Origin of the sequence: Labrenzia sp. THAF191a (assembly GCF_009363335.1) — a bacterium.
GTDB lineage: Bacteria > Pseudomonadota > Alphaproteobacteria > Rhizobiales > Stappiaceae > Roseibium > Roseibium algicola.
This window is the reverse complement of the sequence record NZ_CP045335.1, coordinates 138,541-153,380: the sequence shown is the minus strand read 5'-3', so window position 1 is coordinate 153,380 and position 14,840 is coordinate 138,541. Positions and strand designations below refer to the sequence as shown.

At 58.9% G+C, this 14,840-nt stretch carries 14 protein-coding genes; 9 read left to right on the top strand and 5 right to left on the bottom strand.

Annotated features, from left to right (window positions below; all coding sequences use genetic code 11):
* Positions 1-1,830: a hypothetical protein gene (locus FIV05_RS29135; RefSeq protein WP_152512108.1), complete on the top strand. Its 1,830-nt coding sequence runs from the start codon at positions 1-3 to the stop codon at positions 1,828-1,830.
* A gap of 72 nt (positions 1,831-1,902) precedes the next feature.
* Positions 1,903-2,655 (top strand): transcriptional regulator NanR, encoded by a 753-nt coding sequence (locus FIV05_RS29130; RefSeq protein WP_228148160.1) that lies wholly within the window; start codon positions 1,903-1,905, stop codon positions 2,653-2,655.
* Positions 2,656-2,876: 221 nt separating this feature from the next.
* On the opposite strand, the gene FIV05_RS29125 is transcribed toward FIV05_RS29130, so the two are convergent.
* From FIV05_RS29125 to FIV05_RS29110, 4 genes are all read right to left on the bottom strand, one after another.
* On the bottom strand, positions 2,877-4,088 hold the full coding sequence (locus FIV05_RS29125; RefSeq protein WP_152512109.1) for a biotin/lipoyl-binding protein: 1,212 nt from the start codon (positions 4,086-4,088) through the stop codon (positions 2,877-2,879).
* The gene (locus FIV05_RS29120; protein ID WP_152512110.1) at positions 4,085-4,567 is read right to left on the bottom strand and encodes a hypothetical protein; all 483 of its coding nucleotides are present in this window, start codon (positions 4,565-4,567) and stop codon (positions 4,085-4,087) included. Before FIV05_RS29120 ends, FIV05_RS29125 begins: the two co-directional genes overlap by 4 nt.
* Before the next feature lie 360 nt (positions 4,568-4,927).
* Positions 4,928-5,635: a thioredoxin family protein gene (locus FIV05_RS29115; protein WP_152512111.1), complete on the bottom strand. Its 708-nt coding sequence runs from the start codon at positions 5,633-5,635 to the stop codon at positions 4,928-4,930.
* 2 nt (positions 5,636-5,637) lie between these two features.
* Positions 5,638-5,931: a hypothetical protein gene (locus FIV05_RS29110; RefSeq protein WP_286202330.1), complete on the bottom strand. Its 294-nt coding sequence runs from the start codon at positions 5,929-5,931 to the stop codon at positions 5,638-5,640.
* Positions 5,932-6,035: 104 nt separating this feature from the next.
* Here FIV05_RS29110 and FIV05_RS29105 point away from each other — a divergent pair, with 104 nt between their 5' ends.
* Together FIV05_RS29105 and FIV05_RS29100 are read left to right on the top strand one after the other, a co-directional pair.
* The gene (locus FIV05_RS29105) at positions 6,036-7,256 is read left to right on the top strand and encodes a helix-turn-helix domain-containing protein (protein WP_152512112.1); all 1,221 of its coding nucleotides are present in this window, start codon (positions 6,036-6,038) and stop codon (positions 7,254-7,256) included.
* A 9-nt stretch (positions 7,257-7,265) separates the two neighbouring features.
* Positions 7,266-7,910, top strand: coding sequence for a glutamine cyclotransferase (locus FIV05_RS29100; RefSeq protein WP_152512113.1), 645 nt, complete (start codon positions 7,266-7,268; stop codon positions 7,908-7,910).
* A 107-nt stretch (positions 7,911-8,017) separates the two neighbouring features.
* Here the strand turns inward: FIV05_RS29100 and FIV05_RS29095 are convergent, their stop codons facing one another.
* Complete coding sequence (locus FIV05_RS29095) at positions 8,018-8,725, bottom strand: GntR family transcriptional regulator (RefSeq protein ID WP_152512114.1); 708 nt, start codon at positions 8,723-8,725, stop codon at positions 8,018-8,020.
* Positions 8,726-8,900: 175 nt separating this feature from the next.
* Here FIV05_RS29095 and FIV05_RS29090 point away from each other — a divergent pair, with 175 nt between their 5' ends.
* From FIV05_RS29090 to FIV05_RS29070, 5 genes are all read left to right on the top strand, one after another.
* Complete coding sequence (locus FIV05_RS29090) at positions 8,901-9,938, top strand: C-terminal binding protein (protein WP_152512115.1); 1,038 nt, start codon at positions 8,901-8,903, stop codon at positions 9,936-9,938.
* A gap of 84 nt (positions 9,939-10,022) precedes the next feature.
* Positions 10,023-11,039 carry a TRAP transporter substrate-binding protein gene (locus FIV05_RS29085; RefSeq protein ID WP_022999513.1) on the top strand — a complete coding sequence of 339 codons (1,017 nt, stop codon included), beginning with the start codon at positions 10,023-10,025 and terminating at the stop codon, positions 11,037-11,039.
* A 231-nt stretch (positions 11,040-11,270) separates the two neighbouring features.
* Positions 11,271-11,867, top strand: a complete 597-nt coding sequence (locus FIV05_RS29080; RefSeq protein WP_152512116.1) for a TRAP transporter small permease subunit — start codon at positions 11,271-11,273, stop codon at positions 11,865-11,867.
* On the top strand, positions 11,860-13,188 hold the full coding sequence (locus tag FIV05_RS29075; protein WP_152512117.1) for a TRAP transporter large permease subunit: 1,329 nt from the start codon (positions 11,860-11,862) through the stop codon (positions 13,186-13,188). Before FIV05_RS29080 ends, FIV05_RS29075 begins: the two co-directional genes overlap by 8 nt.
* Before the next feature lie 36 nt (positions 13,189-13,224).
* Positions 13,225-14,832, top strand: a complete 1,608-nt coding sequence (locus tag FIV05_RS29070; RefSeq protein ID WP_152512118.1) for a GMC family oxidoreductase — start codon at positions 13,225-13,227, stop codon at positions 14,830-14,832.
* Positions 14,833-14,840 lie beyond the last annotated feature (8 nt).

Genomic DNA, 14,840 nt, shown 5'->3' with positions numbered 1-14,840 from the left:
ATGAGTACCGTGAGCCGCATGCGCCTATACGGAACGGAAAGTGCGCCGGAGTCTTTCCGGATATTGCGCGCAGGACCGTTGGAAGTACGGCTGGAAAACGGAAACCTGCGCTACGTCCGTTTCGAGGGCCACGAAGTGCTGCGCGCTATTTCCTACGTGGTGCGTGACAAGGACTGGGGCACGCTTTCCGGAGCCATCTCTGATCTCGTTATCCTGGAAGAGCCCGGGAATTTCGAGATTTCCTATGTTTCCCGCTACAAAAACCAGGGGGCGGGTCTCAGCGTCACGGCACGCATCACCGGCACGGAAACCGGTTCCTTGAGATTTGACTCCTCGGCTGTTGCCGACAGCGCCTTCGAAACCAACCGCTGTGGTTTCACGGTGCTGCATCCGATCAATGGAGTAGCCGGTGAACCTGTCGAAGTGGAGCATTGTGATGGTTCGGTCGTCCAAACCAGGTTTCCAGACCTCATAGATCCCTGGCAACCGTTCAAGTCGATCCGGTCGCTGACCCACGCACCTGCGCCGCACTTGAAGGCCCGATGCCAGATGGACGGCGACACGTTCGAAATGGAGGACCAGCGCAACTGGTCAGACGCTTCCTACAAGACCTATGTGAGACCCCTGGCGCTTCCGTGGCCATATGTCATTGAAGCGGGCAAGGAGGTCGAACAGTCGATTACCCTTCAGATTGAAAATCTTGCAAACGAGACTGCCCCATCGACCAGATCACCGCTAAGCACCTCCACCAGGGGTGTCGAACTTAAAGCGGGAAAGAAAACAAAAAGCCGGTTTCCGCGCATCGGTTTGTTGATCAGCCCGGAAGACCTGAAGTCCGCCATCAGTCACATTGACCTCCTGAGGAAAGTGAACCCTCCAGCGATCCTGTGTCACCTTGATCCAACTGCTTTGCATGGGCAGGAGGCGCTCGAGGGTTTCAGGGAGCTGCAAGTTCGTTTCCCGGCGTCCTATGAACTTGAATATGTGGTTTCCTGCAAGGGAGACCTCTTGGCCGAGTTTCAAAACCTTGCCGACATGATTGATCGAAGCGGGCTCGAGTTGGCTTCCATTGCGGTCTGTCCTTCCGTTGATCGACAATCGACACCGCCTGGAAGCGAATGGCCGCAATGCCCTCCCCTGGCGGACATCTATACGGCCGCAAGGCACTGCTTCCCCGGCATGAGGCTCGGGGGCGGCATGTTCAGCTATTTCACCGAGTTGAACCGCAAGCGACCTCCGGTGTCGTTGCTTGATTTCGTGACCCACGCGACCAATCCGATTGTCCATGCTGCTGATGACGAGAGTGTTCTCGAAACACTTGAGACCCTGCCGCACATCACGCGTACTGCCCGTGCAATCATCGGCAAGGACAAGGAATACAGACTGGGACCGACAACCATCGGCATGCGTCAGAATCCCTACGGTTCGCAGACATTCGCCAATCCCGGGAACGAGCGCATCTGCATGACCCACGAGGATCCGCGTCAGCGCGGCCTTTTCGCCGCTGCCTGGGCCATGGGGTATGCGTCCGCAATTGCCAACGCTGATATCCACCAATGGATCCCGGCCAGTTTCACAGGCCCGAGAGGAATCGTGGACACAGAAAGCGGATCTCTTCTGCCTGTCGGTGAAGTTGTCTCGCTCCTTGCTGGGCTAAGCGAAGGGGCTGTCATCGATTGCAACGATGAAACACCAGCCAACGTAGCTGCTCTTTGTGTGGAGAAGGAAGGTGAGGTCTTGCGGTTTGCTGCAAATCTGACAAATCGGGAACTGGAAATCGGCTTTGGGGAACGCAGGACGTTTGGCCCATTTGAAGTTATCCGGCTATAAGTCTTCCCAAGGGTGTTGAAGCGGCTGGCGAATTTGACGCCGTGCTTGTCGCGACGTTCAGACACCCCAACAATGAAGAGATCAGATTGGCGGGTCATGGAAAACTGGAACGGCTTGGGGGCCGGTGACGACAAGATTGTCCGGCGAAAACTCTCCGATCAGGTTTTCGATCGATTGCGTGAAATGATTGTACGGGGCGAGCTTGGACCCGGTGACCCCATGCCGTCTGAGCGTGAACTGATGCAACGTTTCGGCGTCGGCCGGCCCGCGGTGCGCGAGGCCATGCAGACGATGCACACCCAGGGTCTCATTTCGATCTCGCAGGGTGAGCGCTCCAGGGTCAGTGAGCTTTCGGCCGATCTTGCGTTTCGGCAGATGGATATGGTGGCTCGCATGCTGCTGTCTGCGTCTTCGGACAATCTGGAGCACCTGAAGCAGGCGCGTAGGCTGTTTGAAGTCGGCATGGTCAGGATCGCGACGGAAATGGCAACGCCCGAAGACATTTCCGAGCTCAAGCACCTCATCAGCCATCAAGAGGACATGCTCGACAGTCCGTCCGACTTCATCAAGGCCGACATCGCGTTTCATAGCAAGATTGCCTCGATCTCGGGCAATCCGATTTTTGCAGCAGTAAGTGACGCCATGCTCAACTGGCTGTTCAACTATCATACGGACCTGTTGATCTGGTCGGGACGGGAGAACGTCACGCTTGCCGAGCATTCGAAAATCGTCGAGTGCATCGAAGGCGGCGTCGCTGAAGAGGCCGAAAGCGCAATGCGCTCGCACCTGAACAGATCCCAGGACCTTTACCGGCATCACATTTGACACCGCACTAACGGTTTCGTTGCGCGCGCGGTTGGTGCCATCGGTGCCTGCCAGCCGGCAAAGCGTCCCCATTTCAGTCTTTCGGCGGCTCTCGTCAGGATCCGGAAACCGGACGTAATCATTAACGGGCAATGCCCGCAGCTGGTCAACAAGTCGAATTTGCGCCGTCCTTGCGGATGACATCGAGCATCGCGTCAAGGATCGGACGTATTTCTGCCAACTCAGTCTCCGCCGATCAGTCCCGTTCCAGCGAAGAGCATGATCCAGACCTTCATCCGCATGATCAACGCCTTTTCCAGCGCCCAGGCCTGGATGATGCCACCCATGAAGGTGCCCTGGAGAGAGCCGGAAATATGGGTGGTATAGGCCTGGACCAGGCATCGGGCACCATCAACCAGCAAAGCGTTCTGTTCGGGATATTCGAGCCGAACATGTACGACCAGATCACCGGGGCCGCGACGGTCTGACGGCTGCATCAGGACGCCGGTAGGACCGAGCTGGCCGGTCGCGATAACGTCCTGGATGCGGACGATGCGCGCTGCCAGCACCGTGTTCGCCATGCCGCTGTTGATGTTGTTCTCACAGGCGACCTCCGCAGGCATGCCGACATGCAGAACCGCGCTGTTTGTCTGGCTGAAACCAGCGACGATTTCGATGGGATCGGACTCGTCGCGATCCGGCACGATGACCATCGCCGGATTAACCGAGAACTGCGCGGCGCGAGCGCCGACATTCAGCGTTAGTTGCTCGATCTTGCCGGAAACCGACGAATACACCTTGGTCTTGGCAAGATTGACCTTGGCCTGTTCAAGGGCGGCTTCCGCGGACTTCAGTTCTGCAGGCAGGACCTGATCAAGCTGCACTTGCAGCGCTTCCATCTTGGAGTTGGCGGCGTTCACATTGGCGGCCGCCTGCTCCTGCGCAGCCTTTGCATTTTCATACCTGTTCAGCGTATAGGCGGGCGAGTTCTTGTCCTTGAGGTCCTGCTGCTCCGACAGGGTCAGATTGGCCGTGTCGAGAACCGCTTTCGTCCGGGCGAGGTCGGCCGCGGCTGCCTTGATCTGTGCCTTGATGACATCGATCTGGCTGTTGACCTCGCCGACCGCGGTCTGGGCGGTCGCGACCGCCGCCTTTTCGCTGCTGTCGTCGACCGTGAAAAGCAGATCGCCGACCTTGACGGTTTGACCGGCCTTGACCGGCACCTCGGTGACCGTGCCACCGCGTTCGGTGACGATCGGCACGACACGGTAGGGGATCAGCGCATTTGGAGTGTCCGGATGATAATACTCGACCGTGAAGATCAGTGCGACGAACAATACAATCCAGACGAACAGCGCGCGGTGGACGTTGTAGAGCGTCACGGGGCGGCCCCGCCAGCGCAGATAGGCCATGCGCAGCAACAGCGGAAAGCAGGTGATGAGGAGCTCGATCATGCGTTGGCTCCTTTTCCTTCGACCGGTGCCTGCAGATCCGCTACTGACTGCTCTGCTATCGGTTGTTCTTTGGCAGGGGGCGTTCCATTGGCAGGCGACGCGTTCTCGACGGCTGCTGTTTCCTCTTCCTGCAACGTCTCGTCCGCGACCGGTTCCGGCTTCATCCAGAGAACGACGTCATAGGCGAAGGCGGCGAAAATCAGGGTCAACGGCAACAGAAGGCTCACGTCCCGCAAGGGCGGCACCAGGTCATAGGCAAGGCCGATCACCAGCATGGTCGGGATCGTGGTGCGGATCGGCGTCCTCGATCCCTTGTGCTCTGCGTAGCGGTCGAAAACGGCATAGAGGTAGATCACCAGGAAAAGGAGCAGCAGCAGTGTAATCAACCCGGCTGTGGCAAAGCCGTCGCTGGCGCCGGGCGCGACCCAGGAATCCGGCGGTGGGTCCAGCGTCTGCGCCGTGGTTGCCGTCGTGCTCATGAATGTTCCCCCACCCAATGTGCTGTGACCCAACGTCACCAGGAACATAATGTCTGCAGGAATTACCGATTGAAACAGGAAATTGCGTTTCTGGCCGAGGACACGTTAGGTCGGTCTGATCCGCAGTCGGAATGACACGCACCTTCCGAGGCCGAAGCGACGTGTTTCAGGCAATGTCTTTCCGGAATGACGAGATGGTTGGAGTAGACGTCCCGAGCGAGCAGTCTCAGATAGCTGTTCGTCCTGGTCGCTGCCGTCCGAAAAGGTTCCGGCGGGCCTAGAGGCAAATTTGCAATTTGCCGGGCCTTTGCAGGCCCGGCGAGCTTTCCGTTACCGGCGCTGCCGGCATGCATTGCGCACTCAATTCCCAGGTGCTTCTTCGTAGCGATCGTGTCGGCGCACCCAGTCCATGCCCCTCGCCTCATTGCGCCCCTTGGGCGTCAGGTCGAGCATGGCATAAGTGCCCATCATCACTTCGACACCGCGTCCGTAGGTCGAATATGTGCGAAAAACTTCGCCGGCCTCGTTCTTGATGAAGGCGCTGACGCCGGGCCATTCCTCGCCCGTCATGTTCCAGCCGCCGAAATTGTAGTCGATGTGCCCGCTGGCGACCTCCTCGGGGGTGAAACTGACCCGAAAATCGTAGTTGAAGTCGCTGCCGAAGGACGAGACCCATCCGAACGTCCAGCCCATGCGCTTGCGGTAGCGCTCGATATCGGCAAGCGGTGCGCGGGAGACCGCAATCATGGTCACGTCATGGTTGGCAAGATGCAGGTTCATGCCGTCGGTGTGGTCGGCCATGAAAGAACAGCTCGGACAGCCTTCCTTCCATCCCGGCGCCAACATGAAATGCTGCACCACGAGCTGGGACCGCCCTTCGAAGAGACCGGCAAGAGAGCGCGGGCCGTCAAGTGTATCGAAGACATAGTCCTTCTCGATGCGTTCCCACGGCAAGGCGAGACGCTCACTGGCGACACTGTCACGCAGGTGCGTGAGTTCCTTTTCCTTTTGCAGCAAGGCCCGCCGCGCGGCGAGCCAGTCTTCATGTGAAACAACAGCGTGTTGCATGATCATTCTCCTTCAGTTTGGGTGGTGGGGATATCGAAGCGCCGCGAGCGGGCGGACATCAGCCTGAGCCAGGGCGGCAGGTGGAACAGGCCCATCAGGACGTACATCAGGGTCATGTCATTCACAGGCAGGAAGCCTGGAACGGATGAACAGATCTCCCACCCCTGCACTCCGGTTGCGGAAATCCACGCCATTGAGCCAAAGGTTGGCGCGGCGGCCAGCCGAAGGCATGCTGCTGTGTCGCGGCAGTGCCCAGAGGGTCCTTGTGTCTTCCCTGTACCTGCAAACATCGTCATTATCGGTCCTCCGTATGATCCGGCGTTTGCGACCATCGCCCGGTGAGCAAAGACATAGATGCGGAGACGGGGCGGGTGAGAGTTACAAGTTTGACGGGATTTCCATGGACATGCTGATCGCCGCGGCGGCGCGCGCCCTTTCGTCCGGAGATCCCCTGGCGGTATTGAAACGGGTGGCACTGCGCAACGACGCGCCGGCATTGGCGTTGCGCGGCATTGCCATGGCCCAGCTCGGCGACCTTGCGCGCGCCAGAGAGCTGCTGAAGGATGCGGCCCACGCCTTCGGGCCGGATGAGCCGATGGCGCGTGCACGCTGCATGGTTGCCGAAGCCGAGATCGCTTTGGTCTGCCGCGACCTCGGCCGCTCCTTTCAAACCCTTGGTGCGGCACGGACGACGCTCGAAACTGGTGGTGATCAGGTGAATGCTGCACATGCCGGCTATCTCGAAGCCCGTCAGCTTCTGCTCATCGGCAGGCTCGAAGATGCTCACAGGACACTCGACAGCATCGACATCGGCGTCTTGCCGCCTGCGTCTCGCGCCGGCTACTGTCTTGTGGTCGCCGGTATAGCCATGCGGCAAATCCGGACGGGGCCTGCACGAGCCGCGCTCGAGCAGGCAGCACGTGCTGCCCGGGATGCCGGTATTCCTTCCCTCAAGGCCGAGGTTGAAAAGGCAAGGCATGCGCTGGAGGCACCGGCCGCCCGTCTTGTCTCTCGCGACAGGCAAGACTTGCTGCAGCTTGACGGGGTCGAGGCTCTGGTCGCCTCCGATACGTTTATTGTAGATACCTGCCGAAATGCTGTGCGGCTTGGGGAAAAGTTGATCTCACTCGACCGCCGTCCTGTCCTGCTTGCTCTGGCCCGGGCGTTGGCAGAGGTCTGGCCGGAAGATGTTTCGCGCGAAAACCTTCTCATGCACGCCTTCGGGGCAAAGCATGTGGACGACTCGCACCGGGCTAGGTTGCGTGTCGAGATTGCCCGACTTCGCAAGGTCATCAAACCCGTCGCCGCGGTAAGGGCAACGAGCCTGGGTTTTGCTCTGAAGCTGTACGGCGCTCACCAGGTCGCCGTGCTGGCGCCGCCGGTGGAAAGCGACCACCCGGAGGTGCTGGCGCTGCTCGCGGACGGAGAGGCCTGGTCGAGTTCTGCACTGGCCATGGCACTCGACGTAAGTTCGCGTACGGTTCAAAGGAAGCTTGAAGACCTTGCCCTTGCCGGGAAGGTTCGATCCTTTGGACGAGGGCGGGCCTGCCGCTGGACCCTATCGAGTGTTCCCGGATTCCCGACAAGTTTGTTACTCCCCCTCGCAATCGCCACCGGTTAGAATTGCCACATGAAACACAGAACAGCAGAGATCATCCGGGAGTTCGGGCCCTTTCCCGGCATCGATGACATTGCCGGGGTCAGCTTTGATAGCGAGCGGGTCTGGTTCGCGTCCGGAGACAGGCTAAATGCTCTTGATCCGGAAAGTGGAGAGATTACGGGATCGATCGCGACTGCCGCCGATGCCGGCACCGCCTTTGATGGAACTCATCTTTTCCAGATTGCCGATGACGCAATCAACAGGATCGACCCCACAACCGGAGAAGTGCTGGCCACGATACCGACACCCGGCGACGGGGGGCATTCGGGACTGGCTTGGGCCGAGGGGTTCCTTTGGGTTGGACAGCATCGCGGCCGCAGGATCCACCAGGTGGATCCAGAAAGCGGCAAGGTTCATCGTACAATTGAATCGGATCGCTTCGTAACCGGCGTCACATGGGTGGATGGCGAGCTTTGGCATGGCACCTGGCAGGACGGCGAAAGCGATATCCGGCACATCAATGCCGCAACTGGAGATGTGCTGGAGTGTTTGCAAATGCCATCGGGTTCCGGCGTCTCGGGACTTGAATCCGATGGCGGTGATCGCTTTTTCTGCGGCAGCGGAGGAGCCGGAAAACTGTTGGTCGTCCGACGGCCGGGATCAGATTCCGAGTGATCTGATTCCCAAAAAGACCCTCGCATTAAGGTCATGGAGCCGAGAGTATCGCAGGGCTTGTTGCAAGCGCTTAACCGCAAAAATTTGCGGCAACTCACCCAAAACAGTCAGCCCTGACTTTGAAGAAGCAATTCCTGACACTCCTGGTCCGAGCGCAGCTGTGCTTTCTGGCGGATCTGGGTGTTGGTATCCGGCAGGGCCAGGGATCGATTGATGATCAGGATATGCTCTTGCAGGAGTGCGTGAGCGGCTTCGAATTCGCCTTGATCGATCAGGTCGCGCATGCGGGTGTGCTCGGCGTAGGAGCGGTGCCAGTAGTCGCCTTCGCCTGACTGAAGGCGTGCTCTCAGCGCGGCCAGAGCAGTTGCAGTCAGATCATAGGCCTTTTCAAGATACCTGTTTCCGGCAATCTGAAGAATGACCCGATGAAACGCGCTGTCGGCCGTGCTGTAGCGCAGCCGGTCGCCAATTTCTATTGCGTGGTCCATCTGCGAAATGGCGGCGGACAACTGTTGCACCAGCCCACTTCGGTTCCGCTCCAGAGCCATCTGGAGAGCTTCCTTTTCAAGCATGGCCCGGAATTGGCTCATTTCCTCGACGTCTTTTCGCGATGGTGTAAACACGTAGGTTCCAGCCTGTGGGACAATGGTCACCAGACCCATGTCACGCAATTCCATGAAGGCGGCTCGAACCGGTGCCTTGCTCATCCCGAGCGCTCTTGCGATTTGCTCTTCCGAGAGACGCTCACCGAATTCAAATTTACCGGACACGATCGCATCACGAATGCGCTCGCTGGCTTCCTGGGTTAGCGACACTCTGTTCTCCTCGCATCCACCTGGCTCACTACACCACGGTCTAGCAGACCTGTAATCGCCAAAAACCTTGCTTTTTTCATAGTTTCAAAAATTTGTTTGACATTCGAGTAAATTCTAGAATTCTAGAAGGTCCAATGCAAACACAAAATGCACTTTGAAGTTCAAGAGGTATTTCATGTCCCGCCTGCGTCTCCTGACCCCTGATGCCCAATACCCAGACGATGCCTTGATCGAACGGGCCACGGCGGGTGACAATGTGGACTGGGATATTTACCGCGAGCGCTCTCCCGAGCAGTTGCCTGAAGAGGTTCTGCGGTCGTGTGATGCGATGGTGGTCTGGCATGAAATGCCAGTTTCACCCCAGCTCATTTCAAAGCTGGATCGATGCAAGATCATTGTGAGAGCCGGTGTCGGATTTGACCACATCGACCTTCAGGCAGCCGCCAATGCAGGCATTCCGGTGTGCAATACACCGGACTACGGCACCAGCGAAGTTGCCGATCATGCCATTGCCCTGATGCTCACCATGCGGCGCGGTATCGCCAGCTATCATCGCAACCTCATGCAATCGCCCCAAGACGGCTTTGACCATGCCCGGGCGCCACTGCTGGCACGATTGCGCGGCAAGACGTTCGGCGTGATCGGCCTCGGACGGATCGGCATTGCCACAGCGCTTCGGGCCAAGGCCTTCGGCATGCGCGTTCTGGCATATGATCCGTTGGTGTCGCGCGGTACCGAGATCGCCGCAGGCGTGGACCGGTGCGACCATCTCGAAGAGCTGCTGTCCCAAAGCGATGTTGTCAGCCTGCATTGTCCGCTGACAGCGGAAACCCGGAACATGATCAACGCCGAGCGACTGTCGATGATGCAGCCGCACGCAATTCTGATCAACACGGCACGCGGTGCGATCATCGACGTGAACGCGCTTCTGGACGCCTTGCGACAGCAAACGATCGCAGGTGCCGGGATCGACGTGCTTCCGGTCGAGCCGCCTTCCAAATCCGATGAAATCGCCCTTGCTTATGCAAATGGCGCCGATCCGATCGTCGGTGAGCGCTTGTTCGTGACGCCCCATGCGGCCTGGTCCAGCCCGGAAAGCGTCGCCGACGCGCGGCGCCTTTCGGTGGAAACGGCCATGCAGTTCCTGCGCGAGGGCCGCCTTCGCAACCTCGTCAATTCACCGGTCACGCCAGCTCTCAGCGGGGCAGCCTGACGCAAAGCTCCTGCGGGACCAGCAACCCGCAACATGATCCGAGGACATGGGATCACCAAACATGTCCAATTCAGGGAGGAAAGTATGAAAGTGACGTTTTTCAAGACGTTCATCGCAGCGTGCATGCTCAGCAGCACCTCGGTCGTCGCACAGGATTTCGAATTGACATTCCAGTCGGTCGATCCGGCTGGAAACCCGAACTTCGCCATCCAGCAGGCCTGGACAGAACGTGTAAAACTGATGTCCGGCGGCCGGTTGTCGATTGAGCTTCTGCCGGTTGGTTCGGTTGTCGAATACAATGAAACCCAGGACGCAGTCGGCAATGGCATTCTGGACGGCCACATTACCGACGTCAGCTATTTCTCCGGCAAGGATCCTGCGTTCGGGCTGATTGCAAACCCCATCGGTGCCTGGGCGGCACCCGACGAAATGTTCCGCTTCATCAACTACGGCGGTGGCTATGAGCTGATGAACGCGCTTGAGGAGCCGTATGGTCTTCATTTCATCGGCGCCACCACCACGGGTCTTGAAGGTTTCGTTTCCAAACGTCCTCTGGACGGGGTCGATGACCTGAAAGGCCTGAAGGTACGGGCCCCGGAAGGCCTCATTCAGGAAGTCTTCGCGGCCGCCGGCGCGGTTCCGGTCAACTTGCCCTATTCCGAGGTTTACACAGCGCTCGACAAGGGCGTTATCGACGCTGCGGATTCCACCGTCTTTTCAACCAATCACCAGCAGGGCCTGCACAAGGTTGCCGAACATCCGGTCTATCCGGGGTTCCATTCCATGCCTCTGGTGGAAGTTTCCATGAACCTCGACAAATGGAACGCGCTTCCCTCCGATCTTCAGGAAATCCTGACAGTCTCCGTTCGTGACTTTGCGCAGGATGCGGTTGCCATCTTGTCGATGAACGACCTGAAGACCTATGCGGAAGCGACCGCAGACCCGAACATCACCGTTCACAACTGGTCGGCAGAAGAACGGGCGAAGTTCCGCAGGATCGCGATGGACCAGTGGGCCAAGGTGGCAGCGCGCTCCGACAATGCCCAGAACGTCTATGAGACCCTGACCTCCTATCTCGACAGTCAGGGCATGTTGAAGTGACACATGTTTTCGGGCGCTGCCTCAGCGCCCGAATTCCTCCTTCGAACTTTTGATAAGCCACAACCGGCAAGCAGCCTTTTGAAGGCGTTGGCTCGGACAAATGCGTCCGAGAACCGGGCAACCGCGTCTGGCCCCGACACGCTGCCGTCTGCCGACCGGTTTCACGGAACGATCGGTAACGCTCCTGGTCGTTGTGGTTGATCCCCCATTCTCAGACTGGAGTGGCTGTCCATGCCTCTGCCGCCAGAACGTGCCCCAGTGCCGGATCAGGCCGAACTTCTTGTGCCGGCTCAGGAATATTTGCCTGAATCTGGACGATTGGGTTGGGCCATCACCCGCCTTGCCCGATTGTTCGCGGTTGGAATCATCATCGCCATGGCGGTGCTGGTCGTCGAAATCTTCCTTCGATATGTCTTCAACTCGCCCACTATCTGGGCGCATGAAACTACCACCTTCCTCAGTGCCGTCACCTTCATCTTCGGTGGTCTTTTCTGTGTCGCTCGCAATTCGCACATCCGGGTCGTGCTGATTTACGACGTGGTCAGCCGGCGCGCACGCAGGGTTCTGGATGTGCTGATTTCCATGGCCAGTCTGCTGGCGTGCCTGTTCTTTGCCTGGGCATCCTGGCTCATGGTCAAGAAGGCGATGTTCCGTCCGGATGGGTCCTTCTTTCTGGAAACCAGCGGCAGCGCCTGGAACTCGCCCGCGCCGGCCCTCCTGAAGATCTTCCTGCTCGTGGTGATGGTCACCATGAGCATCCAGTTCCTGATCCTGACGGTGAATTACCTGCGCCGACCACTCCGGACAGGGGGAGACAGCGATGCTTGACCTTCTCGATTTCGGCCTGAACCTCAAGGCACTCGGCATCGGTTGGGGCACATTGGTGATGTTCGCCCTTCTGGTCGGTCTTCTTCTGACCGGCATGCCTCTTGCCATGGTGACCTTGCTGGTTGCTCTTCTTTTTGCGGTTGGCTGGTTCGGACCGATGGCCGTTCCGTTGATCACCAGCCGCGTCTACAGCTTTGTCTCATCCTTCGTCTTCATTTCAGTGCCCATGTTCGTACTGATGGCGGCGATCCTCGATCGGTCCGGCATCGCCAGGGATCTGTTCGATGCGATGAAACTCGTCGGCGGACGGCTGCGTGGGGGCGTGGCGGTCCAGACCATATTCGTGGCTGTTATCCTGGCTGCAATGAGCGGCATTATCGGCGGGGAAATCGTGCTCCTGGGTCTCGTCGCCCTGCCGCAGATGCTGAGACTTGGCTATGACCGCCGCCTGGCCATCGGTGTTGTCTGCGCTGGCGGTGCGCTCGGCACAATGGTTCCTCCGTCCATCGTTCTCATCATCTACGGACTGACGGCTAACGTCTCTGTCGGGGACCTGTTCACCGCGGCATTCGTCCCGGGCTTCATGCTGGCGGGGCTTTATATCGCCTATATCCTGTTCCGTTCGTACACCGATCCCAAGGTCGCGCCTCCCCCGCCTGAAAATCGGATTTCGCTTTCAGAACATCTGCCCCTGCTGCGCGGCCTGGTCTTGCCGATGGCGGTGGTGTTCGTGGTCCTGGGTTCGATCTATGGCGGCATCGCCTCGGTGACGGAAGCCTCGGCCATCGGGGTCGCCGGCGTGATCGTTTCGACCATCCTGCGGCGGGAATTTTCCTTCTCCATGTTGCTGGATGCGTCGATGCACACATTGGCAACCGTCGGCATGATCATGTGGATCGGCATCGGTGCCAGCGCCCTGGTGGGCGTCTACAACCTGATGGGCGGCATCCGTTTCATTTCCCAGCTCATCACGGGCATATCCGACAATCCGACAGTCATCATCCTGTTCATGATGCTCATTCTCTTCATACTCGGAATGTTTCTGGATTGGGTCGGGATCGCACTTCTGACGATGCCGATCTTCGTGCCGATCATCAAGGAACTTGGCTATGACCCCGTCTGGTTCGGCGTATTGTTTGCCATGAACATGCAGGTGTCTTTCCTGACGCCACCTTTCGGGCCAGCCGCCTTCTATCTGAAGAGCGTGACACCACCCGAGATTTCCCTCGGAGAGATCTTCCGGTCCCTGGTTCCGTTCATCGTTCTTCAGGTCATTGCGGTAGGGCTTTTGGTGATGTTCCCGGCCCTCGCACTGCACTGACGCACTTCCCTCAAGAATGGCAATCGAGACGACCTCATGAGACGCAGGTTAGACGGCGAATACGACTACATCATCATAGGAGCCGGAACGGCCGGATGCGTGCTTGCCAATCGCCTTTCGGCAGATCCGGCCAACAGTGTTCTGCTTCTGGAAGCGGGCGGCAAGGATAGCTACCCCTGGATCCATGTTCCGGTCGGGTATCTCTACTGCATGGGCAATCCGCGCACGGACTGGATGCTTCGCACGGAAGCCGATCCGGGGCTGAACGGCAGGTCCCTCGCCTACCCGCGGGGGAAAGTTCTCGGCGGATGCAGCTCCATCAACGGCATGATCTACATGCGCGGTCAGGCAGCCGACTACGACGGCTGGGCGCAGATGGGAAACACCGGCTGGAGCTGGCAGGACGTGCTGCCCTACTTCGTGCGGTCCGAGGACAGACCGGACGCGGATGGCAGGCTGCATGGTGCGGGCGGAGAGTGGAAGGTCGCGCGGCAGCGGTTGAGATGGGACCTCCTGGATGATTTCCAGAGTGCCGCAAGCGAAATGGGCATTCCCCGAACGACCGATTTCAACGCAGGAGACAACGAAGGCGCAGGCTATTTCGAGGTCAACCAGAAAGGCGGCCGCCGCTGGAGTTCGGCACGGGGCTTCCTGAAACCGGCGCTGAAACGCGGCAATCTGCGGCTTTTGACCGGCGCCACAGTCGAGCGGATCATCCTGGACGGCCGCCGCGCCACGGGCGTTGCCTTCAGTTGCGCAGGACAGGAGCTTATATCCACGGCCGGAAAAGAAGTCCTTCTTTCGGCGGGGGCCGTTCATTCTCCCGCGCTGCTTGAACTGTCAGGCATCGGCCGGCCGGAGGTCATCAGGAAAGCCGGCATAGATGTGGTGCATGCCCTGGATGACGTCGGTGAGAACCTCCAGGACCACCTTCAACTGCGCATGGTTTTTCGAGTCCGCAATGCCCGGACCTTGAACCAGGTCGTCAATTCGCTCTCAGGCAAAGTGTCGATGGCTGCCCAATATCTTTGGTCGCGGTCAGGCCCGCTTTCCATGGCGCCCAGCCAATTCGGCATTTTCACCCGCAGCAGTCCGGACGTGGCGACGCCCGATCTGGAGTATCACATTCAACCCCTGTCGACTGACCGGCTCAGCGAGCCTCTGCATCCCTATCCGGCCGTCACCGTTTCGGTTTGCAATCTCCGGCCGGAAAGCCGCGGCACTGTGCATATCGCTTCCGACAGCCCTGAAAGCCCACCGAAAATAACACCGCGCTATCTGTCCGCTCCTGGTGACAGGACGGTTGCACTCAGATCCCTGCGTCATGCACGCGCGTTGCTGTCCATGCCTTCCTTGAACAAATACGAGCCGGAGGAAGCTCTGCCCGGCCCCGACGTCCGGTCCGATGAGGCGCTCATACGTGCTGCGGGCGACATCGGGACAACCATTTTTCATCCTGTCGGAACCTGCAGGATGGGTGTCGATGACAAAACCGTCGTCGACCCGGAACTGCGGGTGCGGGGCATTGATGGACTGCGTGTCGTGGATGCTTCGATCATGCCGCGCATTGTTTCCGGCAACACGGCATCACCCGTCGTGATGATCGCCGAGAAGGCCGCAGACATGATCCTGCTCTCTGCCTGACAAAAATT

Coding starts and splice junctions, on each gene's coding strand:
- FIV05_RS29105 (WP_152512112.1), top strand. CDS start 6,036: ATGGACATGCTGATCGCCGCGGCGGCGCGCGCCCTTTCGTCCGGAGAT.
- FIV05_RS29075 (WP_152512117.1), top strand. CDS start 11,860: ATGCTTGACCTTCTCGATTTCGGCCTGAACCTCAAGGCACTCGGCATC.
- FIV05_RS29115 (WP_152512111.1), bottom strand. CDS start 5,635: ATGCAACACGCTGTTGTTTCACATGAAGACTGGCTCGCCGCGCGGCGG.
- FIV05_RS29085 (WP_022999513.1), top strand. CDS start 10,023: ATGAAAGTGACGTTTTTCAAGACGTTCATCGCAGCGTGCATGCTCAGC.
- FIV05_RS29135 (WP_152512108.1), top strand. CDS start 1: ATGAGTACCGTGAGCCGCATGCGCCTATACGGAACGGAAAGTGCGCCG.
- FIV05_RS29130 (WP_228148160.1), top strand. CDS start 1,903: ATGAAGAGATCAGATTGGCGGGTCATGGAAAACTGGAACGGCTTGGGG.
- FIV05_RS29110 (WP_286202330.1), bottom strand. CDS start 5,931: ATGACGATGTTTGCAGGTACAGGGAAGACACAAGGACCCTCTGGGCAC.
- FIV05_RS29125 (WP_152512109.1), bottom strand. CDS start 4,088: ATGATCGAGCTCCTCATCACCTGCTTTCCGCTGTTGCTGCGCATGGCC.
- FIV05_RS29080 (WP_152512116.1), top strand. CDS start 11,271: ATGCCTCTGCCGCCAGAACGTGCCCCAGTGCCGGATCAGGCCGAACTT.
- FIV05_RS29090 (WP_152512115.1), top strand. CDS start 8,901: ATGTCCCGCCTGCGTCTCCTGACCCCTGATGCCCAATACCCAGACGAT.
- FIV05_RS29100 (WP_152512113.1), top strand. CDS start 7,266: ATGAAACACAGAACAGCAGAGATCATCCGGGAGTTCGGGCCCTTTCCC.
- FIV05_RS29120 (WP_152512110.1), bottom strand. CDS start 4,567: ATGAGCACGACGGCAACCACGGCGCAGACGCTGGACCCACCGCCGGAT.
- FIV05_RS29070 (WP_152512118.1), top strand. CDS start 13,225: ATGAGACGCAGGTTAGACGGCGAATACGACTACATCATCATAGGAGCC.